Consider the following 16,273-nt stretch of genomic DNA (forward strand, 5'->3'; position numbering starts at 1 on the left):
ACACAAACCCCGATACAGCCCCTGACGTGGGCACCGACACCACCGTCGACCTCGACGAAATCCACAACAACCACGCCGAACAAACCCCCGCCGGCGTCTCCCACCACCGCGGCGACCCCACCATGGGCGATCTCCCCCACCGAATCCCCGCCGACCCCAACCGCTTCACCGCTGACACCCACATCACCCCCGACGGCCACGCCGTCATCGGCAACCGAACCCTCACCCCCGAGCAGTACGGCGACCTCCTCCGCCGCTCCGGCTGGGACGGCGTAACCCCCATCCGCCTGATCGGCTGCGACGCCTCGACAAACGGCTTCGCCGACCGCTTGGCCCAGCACCTTGGTGTCGAGGTCCTCGCGCCGACCCAGCGAGCATGGACCGACGCCAACGGAAACGTATTCAGCACCAGCGCAGTCACCAACCCCGACGGCGCCCGCGGACCCCGAGTCCCTCCGGACGGTCAGTGGCAGACACACCACCCGAACGGCACCACCGCACCCCACGGCACCGAGTCCAACCCACCCGGAACCACACCGACGAACGCCATCGAGTCGGACAGCGCAGTCGATCGCTCACAGCCGACGCCGCCGAATGTCAATCCCACAGGCCCCCATCCGAATACCCCGACAACCCCTTCTCCACCAGGCCAGGAGACTTCGCATGAGCGCCGCGACGCGGTCCTAGAACGAATCACGCCACCACGGCGAGTGGTGGACGGACCTTTGCTCGACCCGACCAATCCCGACCACGCGAACATCCGCGGCACCCTTCGCCCCGGCGACTACCCGCTACCGACACCGCAGGGCGACCCCACCCAAATCGTGCGTGGGACGACGCAAAGCGGCGCGCAATTCACTGACACCATCTACGGAGATCCCCCGAACCACACAGTCGTTCGCGACTATCCCGCACGCGCAGTCGAATACGACCGACGACCCAGCGGCAGTTTCAGGGCACTACGCCACGAGCAGCACGTCATTTTTCCGCCCGACGCTGACGGCAATATTCGATCTTTCTCGCGATCCCAGGTCGGCGACAATGTGGTCCTCACTGAGTCGCTCAACGGTCGCCATGTTTCGACCGAGGGTGTCATCCGGCACGACTTCGCCAAGGTAGACCGGGTCGACCGCGACAAGGACAGTCGCGAGAGCACGGCAGCGACAAATGCAGGCCACGAAGGTGTAGACCCGACGGGCACGGGGCTGACATACGATGGCGGCCATGCGTCCAGCTACCGGACCACACTGGACCGAGGACTGGTGAACCTCTTCGCTCAAGAGAGCGAGTTCAATCAACGACAGTTTCGTGTGTTGGAGAACGCCATTGCGGACTGGGCCAGGTCGTTCCCCGGCCGAGAGACACATATAAACTTCACTACCGATCCTCCTGGTTCAGTCACTCCAGAGGAGGTTCTCGGCGACGTGAGGATGGTCGATGCCAATGGCAAAATCTTTTACGAGTTCGATATCGATTTCAGCAACCGTGGCGGAAATGTGTTCGTGCGCAAGGATCACGGGATCCGGCTTGGCGACTTCAACCGCTACACGGACGATCACTAGGAGGGTGTCATGACCGATATCGACGAGGCCGAGATCACCACGGAACTCGTACTGGCAACCGGAGAAGCTGCGGCAGTCGCATATCCAGATTGGACGCACGCGGTATCGACCAGGGTCCAGACCTCACGAGGAGTCAGTACAACGATCGTGGTCGCCTACCGGGGCGAGGAAGGATCGGTTGTCAGTCTCTTCGACCACCGTGACATCAGCCACCGCGTGCGCAGAAATTCGAACAAGCTGTTCATTGCGCAGGGTGAGGAATGGGCTGGAATGAAATGCACAGTCGCGCGATCAGGAAAATTCAGGATCGAATACTCCTACGACAGCGACGAAGCGATCAGGTGGACAAACCAGGTCTTCAGCGGACTCACACCCGAAGAAACAGTGGAAATCCTCCGACCGCAGGAAATGTGAGCGGCATGACAGATCGATCGGTTGACGATGGTTGATGCAACCTCCTTGGCCCAGCGCATCTGGGATGTGCTGGTAAAGAAGGGTTTCGAGCCGGCGATGCGGCACGGATCCGATGCTGCCGATCGTTACGAAGAGCAGACAGGTGCGCCCGCCCCGCCGGAAGTTGTCGAGCTGTGGTCGGTGCTCGGCGGTCGAGACATCTTGGGGATGTGTCTGGAAGGCGCGAATTCGGCCGGACTGTGGTGTGCCGCCCGCGCGAGTGAGGCCGAGTCCAGTGGCCCCGGAGTGCCCTACGAGGAGTTGGACGGTTCGGCTAGCGGTGCGGTTCGCATGGTGTGGTGGGATCGCGGATGGTGCCCACTACACGCAACGGTCGACAACGCGATCGCGGTCGACTCTCATCCTGGCGCGGAAGGCCGTGCCGGGCAGGTCGTGTACTGCGATATGGACGTGTACTCCGATCGAGAAGTGGTGTGGGGATCGGTCGCTGATTTCCTTCGTGATGTCCTAGCGGTGGTCTCCTCGGATGGGCTGGTCGTCGAAGACGGTCACGGACTGATGACACACACTGACAACTGGACCTGCACCGTTTTGATGGCAGTGCTCGAAACCGGGCGCGCCCGTCGCGATGGTCGACCGGTCCCGCTGATCGGGTTCACCGAGGACTCCACACGGCAGCTTCTCGACCGACTCCATACTCCACGAGAGTCTGAAAAATGACCTACGGCAGTGATACATGCAAGCGCGATATGGTGTCGTTCAGTCGGGATCTAATCGAGTCCGGGTTTGCAACGAGCGACTCGATCATTGGATGCGACGCAGGCGAGATCGCACAAGTCTATTCCGTAGCGCCAGACAGTTTTCCCATCCCCGGGGAATACCACGCCTTTCTCGAACAGATGGGGAAGCAGGCTGGCACGCTCTTCAGGGGAACCGACTTGTACTTCCCCCGCATGCTCGATTCCATCGACGCCGCCGCGGACATCTCCAGCGAGGGCCTGTCCCTGGATCACCGATTCTTCTTCGGGCACCACCAAGGATATAAGGTATATTTCTTCGAACTAGGATCCGACGCGGTTTACTGCTACCAGGAGGGCTATCCGGAGGTCACGAAGCTGGCCGACAATTTCCTAGGATTCCTCCGAAATGCCTGGGTTGTCCAGCAGAAAATTCGCGAAGATACAGCGGCGTTGAGGGGCCACACTGGACAGCATTCCGCCGCGTCCACGATTGATTCGGTGGAGTCGTTGTAGCTGTGCAGATTCCGGATTCTTCACCCTCGGTGGCCATTGCGTCAAGGACTGCAGTGGCATCGGTCGCGATCACAGGGACATGACCCAGATGATCACCCAGGCCGAGCTCGGTAGCGCGGGCTTGATGGACGCGCCTGGGACTCGACCCAGTCTTCAGCCTGGTGCCAGTGCCGTAACGGTTCCGGGTCAGCGGGGGAGGTAGGTGCCGGTGCGGGCTTTGGTGGCGGTGGTGGTGAGGATGGTGGCGAGGGTGGATTGGATTCTGGTGGGGGTGGTGGGTTTGGCGATGAAGGTGGTTTCGCCGTAGAAGACGTAGCGGCCGTCGCCGGGGATGTCGTGGAGTTGGAAGTCGTCGCGGCCTTCGGTGTGGCGGTTGTCGACGCTGGCGTGGGCGTAGACGCCGATGTGAGTGAGGGTGGTGGTGGGTTTGGCCAGGAAGGATTCGAGCTGTTCCCGGGGGGTGGGGTTCCAGCGGTCGCGGACGTGGGGGSGGGGGGCCGCGAGTTCTGCTGCGGTGACGCGGATTTCGCGGCCCTTGCCGGGGGCGACCTTGGGAAGGGTCGACAGGACTGCGGCGGCCAGGGCTTCGGGGTCGAACAGGTGCAGGGTGATGTCGCCGGGGTTGGTCTCGTCGCCGGGAGCTTGGACCGCGAGGGCGGCGTAGGTGTCGCGGGCGCCGCCGTGGGCGCGGATCGTTTTCACGCCCTTGGCCGCGCCCGCCACTTCGACGCGGGCGTGCGGGGCGAGCAGGGCGGCCATGGCGCGGTCGAGATCACTGTCGAACTCGGCCATCAGGTTCTCCGCGGCCTTGCTGCGCAGGCGCAGGACCTCGGCGTGGGTTTCGACGTCGGTATGGCGGTGATGCAGGGGGTACGGAAGAACGTCGCGGCCCGCGGCTTCCCACAGGGTGCGGAAATCCAACGCGGAGAGATGCCAGGTACGCACGGGAGATCTACTCTGTTCCATCAGGATTGGCGACTAGTCGGCGCCGATGACGGGCGGGACCATCTTGGGCAGGGTGTCCAGACCGGTGAGTTCGTCACCGTTCTCCTGAGTGATGAGGTAGTCGGGAATTCCCTTGGTCGATTCGTCGTCCTTGCCGCCGCCCTTGCCCGCACCGGGGCTAATCATGCCGGGCATGCCGGAGCGGCCCGCTGTGCCCGCGCCGGTTCCACGGCCCCCGGCGGCACCGGTAGACGTCGGGCTTCCGGCGACCGCACCACCCGGTGTTCCCGCGCCCGGTGTGCCCGCGCCCGGTGTGCCCGCACCCGGCGACCCACCGCCGGGCGAGCCTGCGCCACTGGGTGATCCGGACGGCGAGCCCGAACCGGGGACGGTGGAGCTCGGGGTGGTCGAGGCGGGGGTCGTCGAGCCCGGCTCCGTCGACTGGGGAGTGGTCGATTCAGGGGTGGACGAATCGTCGGCCGAGTCGTCGGTGTCATCCGGGTCGGTGGTGGGGGTGGTCGACGCCGGGGTGGTGGGCTGCGTCGTCGTCGGCTGAGTGGTGGACTGCGTAGTCGAACCCTGCGTCGTGGATTGTGTTGTGCTGCGCTTTGTTTCGGGTTCGCCGCCGTCTTCGACGGTCTTCGGGATGGGGATCACCGGGACTTTGTTGTCGGACTCGTAAATCACGGGGGCGTAGACGGTTTGGAGGATGCGAACGGCTTCGACTCGCGCGTTCTCTTGCGCGACATCATCATTGCGCCACCCACGACCGGTCAGCAGGGAACCTACGTTGTCGAGACCACTGCGGTGCTCGGGCTCGTGGGGGACGAGGCGTTTTGTCGGTTCGAGGCCGGTGCGGAGTTCGTCCAGTTTGGTGCTGGTGAGCGCGGCGGCGGTGGTGACCTTTTTTCCCGTGGCGTCATATGCCGCAACAGTTTGCGCGGCCGAGCTCGCCGCGGAACCTGCCCAGACGTCGGGGGACATGCCCCGGGCTATTTGCTTGCGGAACTCGTCGAGGGATGTGCTGTTGCGGGTGGAGATTTCGTTCCAGGCACTGATCAGGGCGGAGACGGAGTCGAGATCGATCTTGTCAACCTTGGCGCGCAGTTCCTCGACGGTGCCGGGGAACAGGTCGTTCCTCGTCACCGCCGTCGGGCGGTACTCGCCGTCGAAACCGAGCTCGCCCGCCTTCTGGCGGTTGCGATCACGCTGGGTGTTGTACTGGTTCTGGATGTCAGCGATCTCGGAGCTGTCGAGTTCACCGTCGTCACCCGAGAACGGGGACATGACGAAGTTTCGGAGGTTGCCGAGCAGGTCGACGCCGCTGATGCTCTGCATGCCGGTCATTCAGCTCACCTGCTCAGTGGCGTAGTCGAGAGCGTTGGCGTTCTCGATGTCTTTGCCCGCAATGCGTTTGAAGGAGATGGAGAAGACCTCGCGCAACTGCTTCACCGCCTCGATGTCCTGGAGAATGACTTCGTAGATCGAGTTCGGCTCGCCGACGGCTTGAGCGCGGAATTTCGCCTCGAGCTGCCTGGCAATGTCGAAATCACCGAACCCGGTGACGTTCTGCACGCGCTGTGTGACACCGATCAGCTTCTGGAGGTCGGCTAGTCGCGTATCGCATGCCTTGAACATATGGAACGCGGCAGCTTCGTCGTTCAGGTAGACCTCACCGGTCCTCGCCTGACCGACCAACTGGCTGTATGGGGTATCGCCCGCCATGCCCAACCCCTACTTCGGGAACGTCGGTACTAGCACGGCGCCGGCGCGCTGAAGGTAGACGCATGGGTCCTCCAACGGTCCGTCGGCGATTGCCGAATTACCAACCGCGAGCTGAACAACACCGAGTTCGGACGGGAAGACAACATCGCACCATAGGTTTCGAGTGTCACCCTGTACCCGGAACTGGCGCCCCTGACGATTCGCGATCGTGACGTCGGCGAAGTTGATGTTCCCCGCCTTCTGCTCGAAATAGCTGACGGGCTTGTCTGTCGTGTAGACGGTCAGGGCGTAGTTGGAACCTTCCCATCCACAGATCTCCCACCCCGGCTGCGGAACCCCCGCGACACCCTTCTCCTCCGTAGCCGGATCCACCCCCGCCGCCGTCAACGCAGCATCGGAAATCTCCGTGCACGGATTCCACAGCACCGGCCTGGCCGTGGTCGTCGCCCCCTTCGACGTCGACTCCCCCGAGTCACACCCCACCAACCCGACAACCGCCAAACCGGCAATCACCAACGCCGTACCTGCGCGTTTCATCCCCACCCCTTTCGGCCGAGCACTGCCTTGACCAGGGACATTAGCACGGTCAACCGACCAGAGTCGGGGCCGCGTAGGTTGTCTGAGCATGAGCGAACTTCGACTTTCGGCGCCCTTCGACGGGCGTGATCCCGAGGGCAAACCGGTGGTGAACCGGTCGGCGGTGGACTCCGATATCCAGGATCGGGTGCTGTCCTACCTCGAGCACGCGCCGGTGATTCTGAGCGCCCGCAGCCGCGACGCCGACGAGTTCGACCCCGCCCAGCGCGACGTGCCGTTGAACTTCCACACCGACGGCGCGTTCGTCTGGCCGGGCGCTGTCCCCTACTACCTGCGCAAGTACGGGCTGCCGCCGGAGGCCGCGTTGGTCCAGCACATCGTGGGCAAGGGGTTCGAGATCGGGGAGGTCGACGAGGAGGCTCGGCAGGCGGCGGTGCAGAAGGTCGTGGGCTGACGCGGCCTCAGCGCAAGCTGTGCGACAGGGCTTGCACGCCCGGGCCGTGCAGGTTCGCCACGGCGACGGATCGGCCGGTCATTGCCAGCAGGAGGTCGAGGATGGGGCCGTGTACCGGAGTGCCTGCGCCCGTTGACCATTCGATGTCGTCGGCGGCGAGGTGCAAGCCGCGCAGATGACGTTTCGCCCAGAAGGGCCAGCCCATCGTCCACACCCGTTGCGCGGCAACGGCAGCCGCGCGTGGGGTCACCTCGATGGTGCGGCCGAGTGGTCGGGCGATGTCCTGGGCGTGGACGATCACGTCGAAGAAGATGTTGCGGTAGTTGGTCACGGCGGGCAATCGGCGCGATGCCGCGTGCGCGCGGATCTCGCCGGCCAGGTCGGGGCGATCCGAATAGCGGACCGCGGCATCGTGATTCAGTCGATGGAAGCGGCCGCCCGCGCGGATTCCCATCCGGATCATCGCGGCCGGGCCGGGTGGCTGCGGCGCCATCGCCAGATGCGCGGCCACATCGCGCACCCGCCAGCCCGCGCACAGTGACGGCGAATCCCATTCGGGCGGGGTGAGGTCGGCGAGTAGGTCGGCGACGGCGCGGCGCTGCTGTTCGATGACCTGCCACTGCTGCTCGCGATCCATCGTCGACCTCCGAATAATAGTCAGTGTATCTGACCAATATAGTCAGATACACTGACTGAAACAAGGAGGAGAGCGTGGACGAGCTGAACCTGGGCGTACTCCTGTTCGTCCCGTACCGCGAGATGGAGCGCCGGGTCTTCGCGGCGCTCACCGCGGGCGGTCACGCCGAACTCACCCCGGCCAAGGCCCGCCTGGTGGCCCGGATCGGTACCGACGGCTCCCGCCTCACCGACCTCGCCGCTCAGGCCCAAGTCACCAAACAGACCGCGAGCACCCTCGCCGACCAGCTGGTCCGGGCCGGCTACCTCGAGCGGGTCCCCGATCCCACCGACGGCCGCGCCCGCCTTTTTCGTCTCACCCCCACCGGCCGGTCCGCCGCCGACCTCGCCAACCGCACCGCCGATGAGGTTCAGACCGAATGGATCTCCCATCTGGGCAAACGAGCCGCTGCGGACCTCCGGAAAACGCTCACCGCTCTCCGTGAAGTCACCGACCCTTACGCGTGAACGCGCTACCAGCTTCGATGCACAGTCGCCTTGGAACCGGTGACCAAGCTGCTCGCCGGAACGTCATCGGCGACGACCGCGCCCGCGGCGATCACCGCGTCGCGGCCGATGCTGACGCCGGGCAGGATCATCGCGCCCGCGCCGATCCACACGTTGTCCGCCACGTCGATCGGCGCGCCGGTGAGGAATCGCCGCCGTTCCTCCGGATCGACGGGATGGCCCATGGTGATGAAGGTGGCCTTCGGGCCGACCATCACGCCCCGACCCAACCGGATTCCGGCGTAGTCGAGAAATGTGCAGCCCTGATTGATGAACACGCGCTCGGCCAGGTCCAAATTCAGGCCGTGATCGGTATAGAAGGGCGGATAGATCGTGAGACCCGCGGGCAGCGGACGGCCGAGGATCTCCTCGAGCAGCGCCGCCTTCCCTGGCTCGTCGTCGAAGGGCACTACGTTGAGCCGGGACGTCAACGCGGTGACCTGCAGAACCCGCTCGTGCATCGCCTTGAACTCGGCCCCGAGAACCCGTTCACCCCTGGCCAGAAGTTCGGGATCGTGAATCTCCATGAAGTTGTCGCTCGCCATCCCCCGATTCTCACGCACCCCACGCTCACCACCCGCAAGATCACTGACGCGTATCGATGATGGGGAGATCGTGCTGATCGGAGACGTGGGGTTTACGATCCGTGCGGCTGGGAACGGGCGTGACGAGCATCCCTGCACCGAGACGACGGTTTCGGGGGATACTGGGGAGGGCGTCACCGACGGGTGAGCCACATTGTGGCAATTGCAGAGAAACGGAGCTTGACGACGTGGATGCGCGTTCGCTTGCGCTGGTCCGCGCCGATTTCCGCGGGGTGGCCGAGACACCCGGTGGGTCCGAGCGGCTGATCAGCGCTTTCTACGGTCACCTGTTCGCGCAGGACCCGAGGTTGCGTGAGCTGTTTCCGCCTGCCATGGACATGCAGGCCAAGCGGATCACGACGGCGGTGCAGTTCGTCCTCGACCATCTCGAGGACTTCGAACGCGCCCAACGCTTCCTCGAGCAACTTGCCCGCGACCATCGCAAGTACGGGGTCGAGGCCGACCACTACGACCTGGCCGGACGCGCGCTGCTCGCCGCGCTGCGCACCTTCCACGGCAACCGCTGGACCAGGGAGCTCGACGAGGGCTGGCGTGACATCACGCTGCTGATCTCGGCGTCGATGGCGATCGGCGCCAACGAGGACACCTCGCAGCCGTACTGGGACGCGACCGTGGTGGGGCATCGGCGGGTGCTCGACGATCTGGCGATCGTGCGGTTACAGGCCGACGGGCCCATTCCGTTCAAGGCCGGACAGTTCGTGCCGGTCGCGGTGCCGCAGCGGCCGAATATGTGGCGATACTTCTCCCCCGCCATCCCCGCCAACCCGTATGGCGAGATCGAATTCCATGTGCGGCGGATCAGCGGCGGCTGGGTGAGTCCGGCGATCGTCAACGACACCAAGGTCGGGGACCGGTGGAAGATCGCCGGGCCGCTCGGCGGGTTGCACGTGGACCGGGAGTCGGGGCGCGATGTGCTGATGATCGGCTCCGGCACGGGGATCGCGCCGTTGCGAGCGCAGCTGATCGAGATGAGCCAGCGGGGGATCAATCCGCGCGTGCACTTCTTCATCGGCGGGCGCTATCCCGGCGACCTCTACGACGTGGACAACATGTGGCAGCTCTCGCAGTCCAATCCGTGGTTGACCGTGGTGCCGGTGTGCGAGGAACACACCAATCCCTGGTGGTATCCCCAGGATTCGGGCCAGACGCCGATGGGCATGCCCCGTCGGCTGGTCGGTAATCTGGGAGCGGTGGTGACCAGCTTCGGCGCGTGGTCGGACCGCCAGATCCAGATCGCGGGATCGCCGACGATGATCGCCAACACTCGTTACGCGCTCCAGCGGGCCGGTACACCGAGTGAGATCATCGCCGCCGATCCTGTCTGAACCCGCCCGCGACATCGCGAAAGAGGCTGATGAGCAACGCTTTTCCTGACCCCGCATGGACGGCTACCGTCGTCGGCCACCACCGGCTGCGCCACGACCTCGCCGTGATCCGGCTGATCGGCGATTTCGTACCGTTCGAGCCGGGCGGTTCGGTAGAGGTCGAGGTGCCGCAGCATCCCGGGGTGCGACGGCGGTTCTCCCCGGCGCTGCCGCCCTCGCTGGACGGCAAGCTCGAGTTCCATGTGCGGACCGTGCCCGGTGGGTGGTGTTCGAGTTCTATCGTCGCCGACACCAAACCCGGTGATCAGTGGCGAATCAATGCTCCCCATGGGGTTTTCGCCGTCGATCCCGATGCTGTCGAGGTGGTGATGATCGCCGGTGGTACCGGGCTGGCGCCGATGCGCGCCCAGATCCTGGACCTGGCTCGCCGTGACACTCCGCCGCGCACCTACTTGTTCTTCGGTGGCCGCTCGCCTCGCGACCTCTACGCCAACGACATGCTGTTCCTGCTGTCGGGCGAATTGCCTTGGCTTTCGGTCATTCCGGTTGTCGAGAGTCCGGAAGATCTTGCGGTGCGCGATGAATGGTACGAGCAGACCCGCTCGGACGTGGGTTTCGGGCTCGAGGAAATGCTGCACGGTACCCTCGCCGACGTGGCCGCCGCCCACGGACCCTTCACGAAACACCAAGTCCTGGTCTGCGGTTCGCCCGCGATGGTCCGTACCACCGTCGACCGCCTGATCGAATCAGGAACTCCCCCAACGAACATAATCTCCGAAGGCGCCTGAATGTCCTACCTCTCCGCACGACCTTTCTTGCGCCCATCACAAGCTGCGGTTACCCTCCAGTAGATTGCGAGGAGTCGTCGCGCGGTCTGCACGAGCGCGGGGTAGTTCGAGGGGGAGATGATGGCTGCGCAAGATCCGACTACCTTGTCTGTGGTACCTGACGAGGTCAAAGCATTAGGGCGACTGGCTTACCGAGTTGCATCGGAGTGCCGGACTGGGTATCGGTCGTTAGCGACCGATACCCAGATAACGATCGACAGCTGGCGCGGCAACAACGCCACCATCTTCACGGCCGGATGGGATGAGTTCCACTCCGGCGCCGATCAGGTGTGGGACGCACTGTTCGAGCTGGCTGAGAAGCTCGGCATCACCGCCAATACTCTCGTAGCCACCGACCAGTCGAATGCCTCCGGCCTCAGCTCACTGGATCTGCCCTGACCATGAGCGATGACACACCAGCCTTCTCGGTAGACCTCGACCAACTCGAACAGCTGACCGCTCGCATGCGGGGATACATGGCGGCCGTGGCCGATGTTCTGACCGCACTCGACGCGAAAGCCAAAGAGGCCGAGGACAACTGGTCAGGAGCCGTAGCCGCGGCCTATAACGAGGCGCATTCGGAGTGGCGGGCGGGCGTCACTGACATGCAGGAGGGTTTGGCCGCACTGGAATCGGCCGCGAAGTCCGCGCACCAGAGCTATACACAGGCTGGTGTCACCACGCTGAAGATTCTGGGCGTATGAGCCCGCCCGGAACCAAACTCGAGGTCGATCCCAAGGTCTACTACCAAGCTGCGACCAACTGCTTCGACTCTGCGGCCGCTTTATTCGACAGCTTCACGTACGTGTTCAGCGAGCTCGGCGGCTACGGCATGATGGCCGGAAAAGACGAAGACGGTCGAGCATGGGCGAACTCCTACGACCAATCCGCCCGAGACGCCGCTTCCTTCTTCACCGAGACCTACCAAACCCTGCGCGCCTACGGCACCGCACTCAACGACATCGGCTTCGAACACGCTAAATCCGACGCATCGATCCACGGCACGACCCAGCCCGAGCGCCCCGCGGACGCAGTATCGACCGCCACCCTCGGACCCTACCGACTGCCGGCATCAGCGGCAGGCGGAACCCCCGAAGGTCTCGCGCAAACCGCAATAGACGTCCTCGACGCCATCAACTGCCCGCTCCCCGACGGCAACACCGATACCCTCGCTAAAGCCGCCGACGCCTGGGATCGCCTCGGCAGGGTGTATGTGAACACCAACGCCAAAGACAAAATCACCATCGCCGCCAGCCTTTTCGACGGCGTCACCTCCACCGATGCCACTCAGGTCCGGCAAGACCTGAAAACCATCGAAGCCTCGATCGGCGAACTCCTCACCGCCTGCAACCAGATCAGCAAGTCGTGTACCGACTATCAAGCATCTATCCAGGAGCTCCGCGACGAGATCCAAGGGTTCATCGAGGCCATCGTCACCGAGGCAGCGATCGATGTCACGATTACCATCATCGCGACATGCCTGACTGGAGTCGGTGGATTGATCGCCGGCGCCAAAGCCGTCGAGTCAGCCCGACGGTGGTCGACGAAGATCAAGACAGCAGTGTCAGGGTGGCGGGCTCGCAAAACGTTGCAGCTCAAAGGTGTCAGTGATGACGCAACTGCCGCGATGTCAAGGGCTAAACAGAAAATCACTGAACTCCGCGAACGACTAGGTGGCGGAGGATCCAGGCCTAAAAGGCCTGGATCACAACTGACGCAGCAAGATCTCGACGCGATCGGTAGCTACACAGGAGCAGGCTCCCGCGATGTCAACCTCGCTTTGCGAACAGACAATGTCAGTGCCGCGCAACAAGTTAGAATCGACGACCTGAACGCCGCGTTGAACAAGTTACCAGACAACAAAGGCACCGTTTACCGCGGGACAAATCTGGACCCCGAGGACATTGCAAAATACCAGGAAGGCGGGACAGTTACCGAGAAAGCATTCACCAGCACATCAACTGACCCCAGTCGCGCATTCTCTGGGAATACACGATTCACCATTCAATCCGAAACCGGAAAGGATGTTTCCCAATATTCCACCGCGCAACAGGCTGGACATATCGAGGATGAGGTATTGTTCCGCTCCTCAACAAATTTCCGAGTCGCAAGAAACTGGACAGACCCAAACACCGGGATTACGTACATCGACCTTGTCGAAGTCCCTTGATAGACTAGGATTTACCATGCCAAAAGAGTCCTTTGGGAAAACCTTTAGAACCGCAGAAGAAGCGGGCCTTGCTCCCCTGAGCGACGAGGAGCGGGATGCTGAACGTCGGATGTTCGACGAGGCACGAGCGAGGTGGGATGCCGCGCCACCCGCCGATCCCTCGACTGTCCCGGAACGGTTTCATGACGACTACGTAGGACGAGAGCCCGAGGACTCTTGACCCACACGCGGGACGACGTTCGACGAGCAAGGTCGACCGACCCACGACGACTACAGCAATCGGACCAGCAACGGCGACTGATACTCCCTCTGACTAGACAACAACAAGATGTGAATCCGATTATCTGATTCTGATATCATGATTTCATGAAGGAGATCAGTGCGACCGAGGCTGCGCGAGCGTTTGCTCGGGTGCTCGATGAGGCCGAGGCGGGTGAAGAGTTTGTTATTACTCGCAAGGGCGTGTGTGTGGCGAGGCTACTTCCGGCGCCGCGCGCCAACGGCGCCAGTCTCAACGGGTTGGCTCGCAAGTGGTCGGGCAGGATCGGGTTGGACGATGAGTTCGAGGCGGCCGTCGATGCGATCGATCAGTATGCGAGCGCCGACGAAGACAGTGACCCGTGGCAAAGCTGATCCTCGATACCGGAGTGCTGATCGCCAGCGATCGGGGGACAGTCGATCTGACCGACATCATCACGGACAGCGATAACGTTGCCGTTGCTTCGGTGGTGATCGCGGAGTACCTCACCGGGCTCGCCGGTCAGACCAACCCGGCGAAACAAGCGAGCGCGCGAGCGTTTCTCGCGGAGTTCCGCGCTATCGTGCCGAGCATTCCCTATGACGATGCGATCGCCGAACATCACGCGGAACTGCTCTCCTATGTTCGAGCCGAAGGTACGCCGCATGGCGCGCACGACTTGATCATCGCGGCCACCGCGCGGGCGACCGGACGGACTGTCATCACCACCGATCGGCGCGCCAAGTTCGGCGAGCTTCCAGGAGTCGAAGCCCTCCTGGTTGGGTGACTCTCAGAACAGGGGGTCGTGGCGGATCGATTGGGCTTGCGTCCTGCGGGAATGACAAGTCAGAACAAGGGGTCGTGGCGGATCGACTGGGCTTGCGTGCCTGCTGCCATGAGGCGGAACTTGGTGGTTTGGACCATCGAGGGAGAGCCGACGATCTGGACGTCGCGGTCTGCCCAAGGGCCGTAGCTTGCCACCACCTTGCCGATCTGGCCGGTCATGCGGGGCTCGAGGCCGGGGAGTTCGGGGTGGGGTTCACCGGAATCGAAGTACCACCACGGGTTTTCGTCACTTTCGGTGACGGGGGTGACGGTGAGCCATTTGTTGGCGATGGCGAGTTGGCTCAGGACCTGGAGGTCGTAGAGGTCGCAGGGGTGGTGGCCGCCGACGAACAGGTGGACCTTCGGGTTCACCCGGCGCTGAGCCATCGACATGATCTGCGCGCGCAGGGGGGCGATGCCGGTGCCGCAGCCGACCATGAGCATCTTGCGTTTGGTGTTGCGTGGCACGCCGAGGCCGCCGAGAGGGGAGCCGAGCGCCCACTGGTCGCCGACGGCGGTGTGCGCGACCATGGCGGGGCTGACCCAGCCGCCGAGCACCCCGCGAATGTGGAACTCGATCTCGCCGTTGGGGTTGGCCGGGTTCGCGGGCGAGAGATAGCGCCACATCCGCGGCCGCGAGGGGATCTGCACGCTGAGATACTGACCGGCGGCGTACTGCATCGGCACGTCGAGCTGGACTCGGACGATCGAGAGATTGCGCAGCACCTCGCGATGTTCGACGACGGTGCCCGTCCAGGTAGCCGGGGTGGACTCCTTGTCGGCCGCGCTGATCATGGCGCCGCTGATGGTGGCCAGGCCCTCGTCCCAGGCGGTGGCGACCTCATCGGTCCACATCTCCGCGCCGGCGAACAACCGCATGGCCGACTTCAGCGAGTTGGCCACGGCCACATAGTGAGCCGGTTGCACGCCGTACTTACGGTGGTCGCGCCCGAGCTGGGCCAGGAACGGCAGCAGCTTGTCGGGCTCCTCCAGTCGGTCGAGGGCGTAGGAGATCGCCGTGACCAGACGGTCGCGCTGGGAATCCATGGCAGCCGGGAAGTAGTCTCGGACACCGGGGTAGTCCGTGAAGAGGATCGAGTAGAACGACCTCGACAGCTTCTCGGGTCCACCTTCTTCCGCAGCAACCGCCTTGAACGTAGTACGGATCAAAGCGACAGTCCGCGAATCCATATGTGTCACAACCTCGTTTCGCCATCGAACGCTAGCCGCGCCGGCGAGTGACGGGCTGGGAGGACACTCGTCAGCAGCCGATGCGAGAAGTCTAGGCGAGGTTTGCCAGCTTAGGAATCGTACTCTTAAACATCACGCATGTAATTCCTGAAATACCAGGCGGTTCCCAGCAGTTTCCCATGAAAACATACCCGGGGCCCGTTAATTGAGGGTGAACACTTGCTCACGATTCCTCAAAGTGCCCGGCATTCCACACAATTGGATATCAACGTGCCTGGTAGAGCGACCCTTCCGCTACGACGACGGCATGTCGTAAGCCGACGCGCCGAGCCATGACACGCGTGGTAGGCACACCGGAGTGGCTGGTCGAGGACGGCGAATTGCCTTCCGATTGAGCCGAATCCAGCATCCCGTCAGCAAACTTTTGGACGTCCACGGTGACAAATCCCCACCTCAGCGCGCCGCAACGCTACTTCCGATCAGCAGGATCATGAATAAGTGGGTTGCTGGAGAGTCACCAGCCGGTCGCCGGGGGTTGACCGGAGACCGACGAGCCCCCGGCTCGCCTCCACCACAGCGGAGGGGCGAACCGGAGGCTCGTCGGATCGAAGACGGCTCAGCGACGATGCCGTGGCTGCCACACCACGAGCGCGGTACTGCGCGCCGGCGGCGACAGATCGGGCCGGTAGCCCGCCCGCAACCGCTCCATCTCCGCGCTCATCTCCTCGACGCGCTGCTGCAACGCCTCCACCTGATTGGTGAGCTCGATGATGCGCTTGATGCCGGCGAGGTTGACGCCCTCGTCCTGCGACAGGCGCTGCACTTCGCGCAGCACCTCGACATCGCGGGCCGAATAACGGCGTCCGCCACCCGATGTCCGTTGCGGGGTGACCAAACCCAGCCGGTCGTAGGTACGCAACGTCTGCGCGTGCATCCCCGCCAGTTGAGCCGCCACCGAGATCATGAAGAACTCGGCACGCGCGGCGGCACCCGAAACGGACTTCGGATCATCGGACATCG

At 63.6% G+C, this 16,273-nt stretch carries 21 protein-coding genes; 13 read left to right on the top strand and 8 right to left on the bottom strand.

All coding sequences use genetic code 11. The annotated features are described in order from the left end of the window. Window positions 1–26 precede the first annotated feature (26 nt). From ASD42_RS30880 to ASD42_RS30895, 4 genes are read left to right on the top strand one after another with little or no spacing between them, the layout of a single operon-like run. Entirely contained in the window at window positions 27–1,562 is a 1,536-nt protein-coding gene (locus ASD42_RS30880; RefSeq protein ID WP_156677648.1) for a hypothetical protein, read from the top strand. A gap of 9 nt (window positions 1,563–1,571) precedes the next feature. Continuing rightward, a complete protein-coding gene (locus ASD42_RS30885) occupies window positions 1,572–1,976 on the top strand; it encodes a hypothetical protein (protein ID WP_056823436.1) in 405 nt (134 codons plus the stop codon). A gap of 27 nt (window positions 1,977–2,003) precedes the next feature. After that, window positions 2,004–2,696, top strand: coding sequence for an SMI1/KNR4 family protein (locus tag ASD42_RS30890; protein WP_156677649.1), 693 nt, complete (start codon window positions 2,004–2,006; stop codon window positions 2,694–2,696). Continuing rightward, window positions 2,693–3,229 (top strand): SMI1/KNR4 family protein, encoded by a 537-nt coding sequence (locus ASD42_RS30895; RefSeq protein ID WP_056823440.1) that lies wholly within the window; start codon window positions 2,693–2,695, stop codon window positions 3,227–3,229. Before ASD42_RS30890 ends, ASD42_RS30895 begins: the two co-directional genes overlap by 4 nt. 186 nt (window positions 3,230–3,415) lie before the next feature. Here ASD42_RS30895 and ASD42_RS30900 read toward each other — a convergent pair whose 3' ends face one another. The 4 genes from ASD42_RS30900 to ASD42_RS30915 are packed head-to-tail and all read right to left on the bottom strand — an operon-like array spanning window position 3,416 to window position 6,436. Beyond that, window positions 3,416–4,174, bottom strand: a complete 759-nt coding sequence (locus ASD42_RS30900; protein WP_056823445.1) for an ESX secretion-associated protein EspG — start codon at window positions 4,172–4,174, stop codon at window positions 3,416–3,418. A gap of 33 nt (window positions 4,175–4,207) precedes the next feature. After that, window positions 4,208–5,521 carry a hypothetical protein gene (locus tag ASD42_RS30905; RefSeq protein WP_056823446.1) on the bottom strand — a complete coding sequence of 438 codons (1,314 nt, stop codon included), beginning with the start codon at window positions 5,519–5,521 and terminating at the stop codon, window positions 4,208–4,210. Then, window positions 5,522–5,899 (bottom strand): hypothetical protein, encoded by a 378-nt coding sequence (locus ASD42_RS30910; RefSeq protein WP_056823449.1) that lies wholly within the window; start codon window positions 5,897–5,899, stop codon window positions 5,522–5,524. Between the two features lie 9 nt (window positions 5,900–5,908). Beyond that, window positions 5,909–6,436 (bottom strand): DUF3558 domain-containing protein, encoded by a 528-nt coding sequence (locus ASD42_RS30915; protein ID WP_056823452.1) that lies wholly within the window; start codon window positions 6,434–6,436, stop codon window positions 5,909–5,911. Between the two features lie 88 nt (window positions 6,437–6,524). Between ASD42_RS30915 and ASD42_RS30920 the strand changes: the two genes are divergently transcribed. Beyond that, the gene (locus ASD42_RS30920) at window positions 6,525–6,890 is read left to right on the top strand and encodes a hypothetical protein (RefSeq protein WP_056823455.1); all 366 of its coding nucleotides are present in this window, start codon (window positions 6,525–6,527) and stop codon (window positions 6,888–6,890) included. A gap of 7 nt (window positions 6,891–6,897) precedes the next feature. Here ASD42_RS30920 and ASD42_RS30925 read toward each other — a convergent pair whose 3' ends face one another. Further along, window positions 6,898–7,527, bottom strand: a complete 630-nt coding sequence (locus ASD42_RS30925) for a maleylpyruvate isomerase family mycothiol-dependent enzyme (RefSeq protein WP_056823457.1) — start codon at window positions 7,525–7,527, stop codon at window positions 6,898–6,900. Window positions 7,528–7,601: 74 nt separating this feature from the next. On the opposite strand from ASD42_RS30925, the gene ASD42_RS30930 reads away from it, so the two are divergent. Then, the gene (locus tag ASD42_RS30930) at window positions 7,602–8,033 is read left to right on the top strand and encodes a MarR family winged helix-turn-helix transcriptional regulator (protein ID WP_435830337.1); all 432 of its coding nucleotides are present in this window, start codon (window positions 7,602–7,604) and stop codon (window positions 8,031–8,033) included. A gap of 5 nt (window positions 8,034–8,038) precedes the next feature. Here the strand turns inward: ASD42_RS30930 and ASD42_RS30935 are convergent, their stop codons facing one another. Beyond that, entirely contained in the window at window positions 8,039–8,617 is a 579-nt protein-coding gene (locus ASD42_RS30935; protein ID WP_082844337.1) for a DapH/DapD/GlmU-related protein, read from the bottom strand. Window positions 8,618–8,844: 227 nt separating this feature from the next. Between ASD42_RS30935 and ASD42_RS30940 the strand changes: the two genes are divergently transcribed. From ASD42_RS30940 to ASD42_RS30970, 7 genes are all read left to right on the top strand, one after another. Next, window positions 8,845–10,002 carry an FAD-binding oxidoreductase gene (locus ASD42_RS30940; protein WP_056823460.1) on the top strand — a complete coding sequence of 386 codons (1,158 nt, stop codon included), beginning with the start codon at window positions 8,845–8,847 and terminating at the stop codon, window positions 10,000–10,002. A gap of 29 nt (window positions 10,003–10,031) precedes the next feature. Beyond that, window positions 10,032–10,790 carry an FAD-binding oxidoreductase gene (locus tag ASD42_RS30945; protein ID WP_056823463.1) on the top strand — a complete coding sequence of 253 codons (759 nt, stop codon included), beginning with the start codon at window positions 10,032–10,034 and terminating at the stop codon, window positions 10,788–10,790. Window positions 10,791–10,910: 120 nt separating this feature from the next. Then, a complete protein-coding gene (locus ASD42_RS30950; protein WP_235569897.1) occupies window positions 10,911–11,228 on the top strand; it encodes a WXG100 family type VII secretion target in 318 nt (105 codons plus the stop codon). Between the two features lie 2 nt (window positions 11,229–11,230). Continuing rightward, entirely contained in the window at window positions 11,231–11,533 is a 303-nt protein-coding gene (locus tag ASD42_RS30955) for a WXG100 family type VII secretion target (RefSeq protein WP_056823469.1), read from the top strand. Next, the gene (locus ASD42_RS30960) at window positions 11,530–12,999 is read left to right on the top strand and encodes an ADP-ribosyltransferase (protein WP_056823470.1); all 1,470 of its coding nucleotides are present in this window, start codon (window positions 11,530–11,532) and stop codon (window positions 12,997–12,999) included. Before ASD42_RS30955 ends, ASD42_RS30960 begins: the two co-directional genes overlap by 4 nt. 366 nt (window positions 13,000–13,365) lie before the next feature. After that, complete coding sequence (locus tag ASD42_RS30965) at window positions 13,366–13,632, top strand: type II toxin-antitoxin system Phd/YefM family antitoxin (protein WP_056823473.1); 267 nt, start codon at window positions 13,366–13,368, stop codon at window positions 13,630–13,632. After that, on the top strand, window positions 13,620–14,024 hold the full coding sequence (locus ASD42_RS30970) for a PIN domain-containing protein (protein ID WP_056823475.1): 405 nt from the start codon (window positions 13,620–13,622) through the stop codon (window positions 14,022–14,024). Before ASD42_RS30965 ends, ASD42_RS30970 begins: the two co-directional genes overlap by 13 nt. Window positions 14,025–14,083: 59 nt before the next feature. Here ASD42_RS30970 and ASD42_RS30975 read toward each other — a convergent pair whose 3' ends face one another. Both ASD42_RS30975 and ASD42_RS30980 read right to left on the bottom strand, forming a co-directional pair. Next, complete coding sequence (locus ASD42_RS30975; RefSeq protein ID WP_056823477.1) at window positions 14,084–15,253, bottom strand: FAD-binding oxidoreductase; 1,170 nt, start codon at window positions 15,251–15,253, stop codon at window positions 14,084–14,086. Between the two features lie 616 nt (window positions 15,254–15,869). Continuing rightward, a complete protein-coding gene (locus tag ASD42_RS30980; RefSeq protein ID WP_056823480.1) occupies window positions 15,870–16,271 on the bottom strand; it encodes a heat shock protein transcriptional repressor HspR in 402 nt (133 codons plus the stop codon). Window positions 16,272–16,273 lie beyond the last annotated feature (2 nt).

The organism is Nocardia sp. Root136, from assembly GCF_001427185.1.
GTDB lineage: Bacteria > Actinomycetota > Actinomycetes > Mycobacteriales > Mycobacteriaceae > Nocardia > Nocardia salmonicida.

Excerpts from the sequence above, each read along its gene's own strand:
- ASD42_RS30965 (WP_056823473.1), top strand. The coding sequence starts at position 13,366 with ATGAAGGAGATCAGTGCGACCGAGGCTGCGCGAGCGTTTGCTCGGGTG.
- ASD42_RS30945 (WP_056823463.1), top strand. The coding sequence starts at position 10,032 with ATGAGCAACGCTTTTCCTGACCCCGCATGGACGGCTACCGTCGTCGGC.
- ASD42_RS30915 (WP_056823452.1), bottom strand. The coding sequence starts at position 6,436 with ATGAAACGCGCAGGTACGGCGTTGGTGATTGCCGGTTTGGCGGTTGTC.
- ASD42_RS30920 (WP_056823455.1), top strand. The coding sequence starts at position 6,525 with ATGAGCGAACTTCGACTTTCGGCGCCCTTCGACGGGCGTGATCCCGAG.
- ASD42_RS30925 (WP_056823457.1), bottom strand. The coding sequence starts at position 7,527 with ATGGATCGCGAGCAGCAGTGGCAGGTCATCGAACAGCAGCGCCGCGCC.
- ASD42_RS30935 (WP_082844337.1), bottom strand. The coding sequence starts at position 8,617 with ATGGCGAGCGACAACTTCATGGAGATTCACGATCCCGAACTTCTGGCC.
- ASD42_RS30890 (WP_156677649.1), top strand. The coding sequence starts at position 2,004 with ATGGTTGATGCAACCTCCTTGGCCCAGCGCATCTGGGATGTGCTGGTA.
- ASD42_RS30910 (WP_056823449.1), bottom strand. The coding sequence starts at position 5,899 with ATGGCGGGCGATACCCCATACAGCCAGTTGGTCGGTCAGGCGAGGACC.
- ASD42_RS30960 (WP_056823470.1), top strand. The coding sequence starts at position 11,530 with ATGAGCCCGCCCGGAACCAAACTCGAGGTCGATCCCAAGGTCTACTAC.
- ASD42_RS30895 (WP_056823440.1), top strand. The coding sequence starts at position 2,693 with ATGACCTACGGCAGTGATACATGCAAGCGCGATATGGTGTCGTTCAGT.
- ASD42_RS30980 (WP_056823480.1), bottom strand. The coding sequence starts at position 16,271 with ATGTCCGATGATCCGAAGTCCGTTTCGGGTGCCGCCGCGCGTGCCGAG.
- ASD42_RS30975 (WP_056823477.1), bottom strand. The coding sequence starts at position 15,253 with ATGGATTCGCGGACTGTCGCTTTGATCCGTACTACGTTCAAGGCGGTT.
- ASD42_RS30885 (WP_056823436.1), top strand. The coding sequence starts at position 1,572 with ATGACCGATATCGACGAGGCCGAGATCACCACGGAACTCGTACTGGCA.
- ASD42_RS30950 (WP_235569897.1), top strand. The coding sequence starts at position 10,911 with ATGGCTGCGCAAGATCCGACTACCTTGTCTGTGGTACCTGACGAGGTC.
- ASD42_RS30955 (WP_056823469.1), top strand. The coding sequence starts at position 11,231 with ATGAGCGATGACACACCAGCCTTCTCGGTAGACCTCGACCAACTCGAA.
- ASD42_RS30905 (WP_056823446.1), bottom strand. The coding sequence starts at position 5,521 with ATGACCGGCATGCAGAGCATCAGCGGCGTCGACCTGCTCGGCAACCTC.